Origin of the sequence: Actinosynnema sp. NPDC023658 (genome assembly GCF_040639995.1) — a bacterium.
GTDB lineage: Bacteria > Actinomycetota > Actinomycetes > Mycobacteriales > Pseudonocardiaceae > Actinosynnema.
Map to the genome: position 1 here is coordinate 1 of NZ_JBFAAX010000568.1, position 3690 is coordinate 3690.

Genomic DNA, 3690 nt, shown 5'->3' on the forward strand with positions numbered 1-3690 from the left:
GTCGCGCCGTGCGCGCTCATCCCTTCACGGCCCCCGCGGTGAGGCCTTCGGTCAGGAAACGCTGCCCGAACCCGTACATGACCGCGACCGGGATGCTGATCAGCAGCGAGGCGGCGGCCAGCTGGCCCTGCGGCACGACGTCACCGAAGATCATCGACTGCATGCCGACGGGCAGCGTCTTGTAGTCGTCCTTGGTGATGAACACGAAGGCGAACAGGAACTCGTTCCACGCGTTGGTGAGCGTGAACAGCGCGACCGCGAGCAGGCCCGGCTTGGCCAGCGGCAACACGATCCGGATGAACGCACCGAACCGCGTGCAGCCGTCGACCAGCGCGGCCTCTTCGAGGTCGGCCGGGATCGACTTGAAGTAGCCGACGAGCAGCCACGTCGCGAACGGCAGGGTGAACGTGGGGTAGGCGAGCACGAGCGACCACAACGAGTCGTTGAGCCCGATCCCGCTCATCATCTGGTAGAGCGGGATGAACAGCAGCGCGCCCGGCATCACGTAGGTCAGCAGGATCGTGACGGTGAAGCTGTCCGAACCCCGGAACTTCAGTCGCGCCAGCGCGTAGCCGGCCAATGCCGCGCAGACCAAGGCGATCACCGTGGACGCGACCGACACCAGGACCGTGTTGACGTACCAGGTGCCGAACGCCCGGCCCGTGAACAGGTTGGTGAACTGCTCGGTGCTCCACGGGGTCGGCCAGAGGTCGTCGGTGCGCGCGACGATCTGGTCGTCGGACTTGAACGCGGTGACCGTCATCCAGTAGAGCGGGGCGAGCACGAAGCCCAGCAGGCCGACGAGCGCGATCCCCGTACCGGTGCCGCTGACCCAGCGCGCGGCCGTCCGGTTGCCGCGCGCGGCGAGCACGGAGACGACCCGTCCCACGGCGACCGAGAGCACGACGAACACGCCCAGCACGAGCGCGGCCTTCCACACGATGTGCGGTGACGCCCAGACCAGCACGAGCACCGAGCCCACGACGACCACCCACGGCAGCGCCCGGCGTTGGGCGGGGGTCAGTCGCCCGCGGCCGGTGTCGCCCGTGCCGGGCAGGTCGCCGCGTCGCATCATCCGCACGAGGATCACCACGAGGACGCCGATGATCGGCAGCATCACCAGCGTGACCGCGGCCCCCGCGCCCAGTTGCAGCTGCTGGATGGCCTTCGAGTAGGCCACCATCACGTACGGGGCGGTGGCGTCCCCCGGTCCGCCCTGGGTCATCAGCCAGATCAGGTCGAAGTTGTTGAACGTCCAGATCGACGACAGCAGCACCGTCACGATCATGATGTTGCGCAGCCCCGGCAGCGTGATGTGCACGAAGCGCTGCCACGGCGAGGCGCCGTCCACCACCGCCGCCTCGTGGAGACCGCTGTCGATGGCCTTGAGCCCGGCGAGGAACGTCACCGTGAAGAACGGGATGCCCTTCCAGACGTTGACCAGGATGACCGCCGGCATCGCGAGCGCGGGGTCGGACAGCCACTCCGCGGGCCACTCGTCGACGAGCCCGATCGCGGCGAGGGCGGGCCCGATCCCGGAGTCGGTGAGCAGGACGTTGACGCTGCCGAAGATCGGGTCGAACAGGGACCGCCAGGTGAAGGCCGTGACGACCGTCGGCATCACCCACGGCAGCAGGATCACCCCGGCGACGACCGTCCGGCCGCGGCGCATGTGGTGCAGCATCATCGCCGCGATGAGACCGAGGATGACCTTGAAGATCTCGGCGTACGCGGTGAAGACGAACGAGTTGAGCACGCCCTTGTGGAACACGGCGTCGTCGATGAGGGCGAGGTAGTTGTCCAGCCCGACGAAGACCGTCTCCGCGCCGTGGCGCTCGGTGGCACTGGTGAAGACCGAGCTGACGATCGGGACCAGGATCAGGCCCGCCACCAGCAGCAGCGTCGGCGCGATGAACACGGCGGCGAGCCGCCAGTCGCGCCCGAGCACCCGCTGCGACGAGGTGCGCGGGGACGACGCGCTCGGCGTCGGACGGACCGGCGCCGAGCGCTGACGTGGGACGGTCACTGCGGGTAGCCCTGCTGCTCGAAGACCTGGACGGTCCGGGCGTGGGTCGAGGCCACGGCGTCGGCCGGCCGGGTGCCCTGGATGACCGACTGCATCATGTCCGTCAGCAGGTAGGCGGCGGTGGCGGCTTGCTCGCCCGGACTCGGGGCCTGGGGGAAGGCGTAGCCGGTCTTGGTGGTCAGGGGGAGCGGCGTGCGGGTCTGCTCCCGCAGCGCGGGGAAGGCCGGGTCACCGCTGGTGTAGTGCGGGTCGGAGTCCCACACCTTGTCCCACGCGGGGTTGACCAGGCACGGTGCCCCCTTCGCGACGCCGAGCAGCGCGCTCCCACCGGCCATGAACTTCGCCACCAGCTTGGCGAGGTCGGGGTTCTTCGCCCCCTTGAACACGACGAACGAGTTGGACTCGCCGTACGCGAGCGGCCGGTCGATCGCCGGTCCGGTGGCGCCGTTGAACGGGTGCGTGTTGGCGTAGACGGGGTTGTTCTTGGTCTTCGAGTCGGCGTAGACGCTGAACTGGTTGAGCGTGAGCCCCAGGATCTGCGCCAGCCAGTTCTCGTTGTTGCTCGAGTCGGTCCAGCTCCCGACCCCGGGCGGCAGCATCGGCGCGTACTTCGGGTTCGTGTAGATGTCGCCGATGAACGTGACGGCGGCGACGGTCTCCGGCGAGTTGAACACCACCTTCGTGCCGGTGTTGTCCGCGATCGCACCGCCGTAGCAGTTGATGACGTTGGTGATGAAGCCGTTGGCGTCACCGGAGCGGTTCACCGTGAGACCCCAGCCGAAGCGCCGCTTCGCCGGGTCGGAGACCTCCAACGCGTGGTCGCGCAGCTCTTCCCACGTGTAGTGCGGTTCGAGCGGGAGGCCCTTCTCCTCGTACCAGTCCTTGCGCAGGTACATCGCGGTCGCGATGAAGTGGTACGGGATCGCGTACCAGCGCCCGCCGAAGACGCAGAAGTTGGCCGCCTCCGTCGCGGGCTCCCCGTAGAGCGCGCGCATCTCGTCGACCACGTCGGTGACGTCGGTGAGGGCGTCGAGGTTGTGCAGCTGGCCGACGAACCGCCGGTCGCTCATGAAGGCCAGGTCGCGGCTGGTGCCGGCCTTCACCTCGGTGTCCATCTTCGCGACCATGTCGCCGGCGTCCCCGGAGACCAGGTCGTTGCGGATCGTGGTGCCGGTGGCCTGCGCGAACGCTTGCAGCGACCTGTCCAAGGCCTGGTTGGCGGCCTCCGAGTACAGCTTCTGCGAGAGCATCCCGACCGACCCGCCGCGGAGCGCGGACGCCTGGTCGAGCAGCGCCTGGGGCACCTGGACGTCGACCTGCGGCACGGCGGGGTCGCTCCCGCACCCGGCGAGGCCGAGCACCCCCAGCGCGCTCATCCCGAGGAACGTGCGCCTCGATAATCCCGCTTTCTCCTCCATGACAACTCCTCTCGTGTCCGATCGAGCGGACGCTCACCGACGGGGCGACGCTGCGACCGGCGGGACAGCGAGGTGAGCGCCGTGCTGCCAGGTCGTCCAGGTGGCGGACGACGTCGAGCTGCTGATGCGTTGTCCTGGCGGCCGTCGTACAGCCCGGACGAGCCGGAAGGGTCGCCGCACGGTGCCGGGCACGCGTCGCGCACGGGCTCCGGCACGGGTGGGGCCGCCCGTTCCGCGGAGTCGGGT

Annotated in this window: 2 protein-coding genes; both read right to left on the reverse strand. The window is 69.2% G+C overall.

What is annotated here, in order from left to right; translation table 11 throughout:
- Positions 1-16: 16 nt before the first annotated feature.
- Positions 17-2026 carry an ABC transporter permease subunit gene (locus AB0G02_RS31280; protein ID WP_360801211.1) on the reverse strand — a complete coding sequence of 670 codons (2010 nt, stop codon included), beginning with the start codon at positions 2024-2026 and terminating at the stop codon, positions 17-19.
- Entirely contained in the window at positions 2023-3444 is a 1422-nt protein-coding gene (locus AB0G02_RS31285) for an extracellular solute-binding protein (protein WP_360801214.1), read from the reverse strand. Before AB0G02_RS31285 ends, AB0G02_RS31280 begins: the two co-directional genes overlap by 4 nt.
- Positions 3445-3690 lie beyond the last annotated feature (246 nt).

Bases quoted from the DNA above. Each gene is read 5' to 3' on its own strand.
- AB0G02_RS31285 (WP_360801214.1), bottom strand. From the start codon at position 3,444: ATGGAGGAGAAAGCGGGATTATCGAGGCGCACGTTCCTCGGGATGAGC.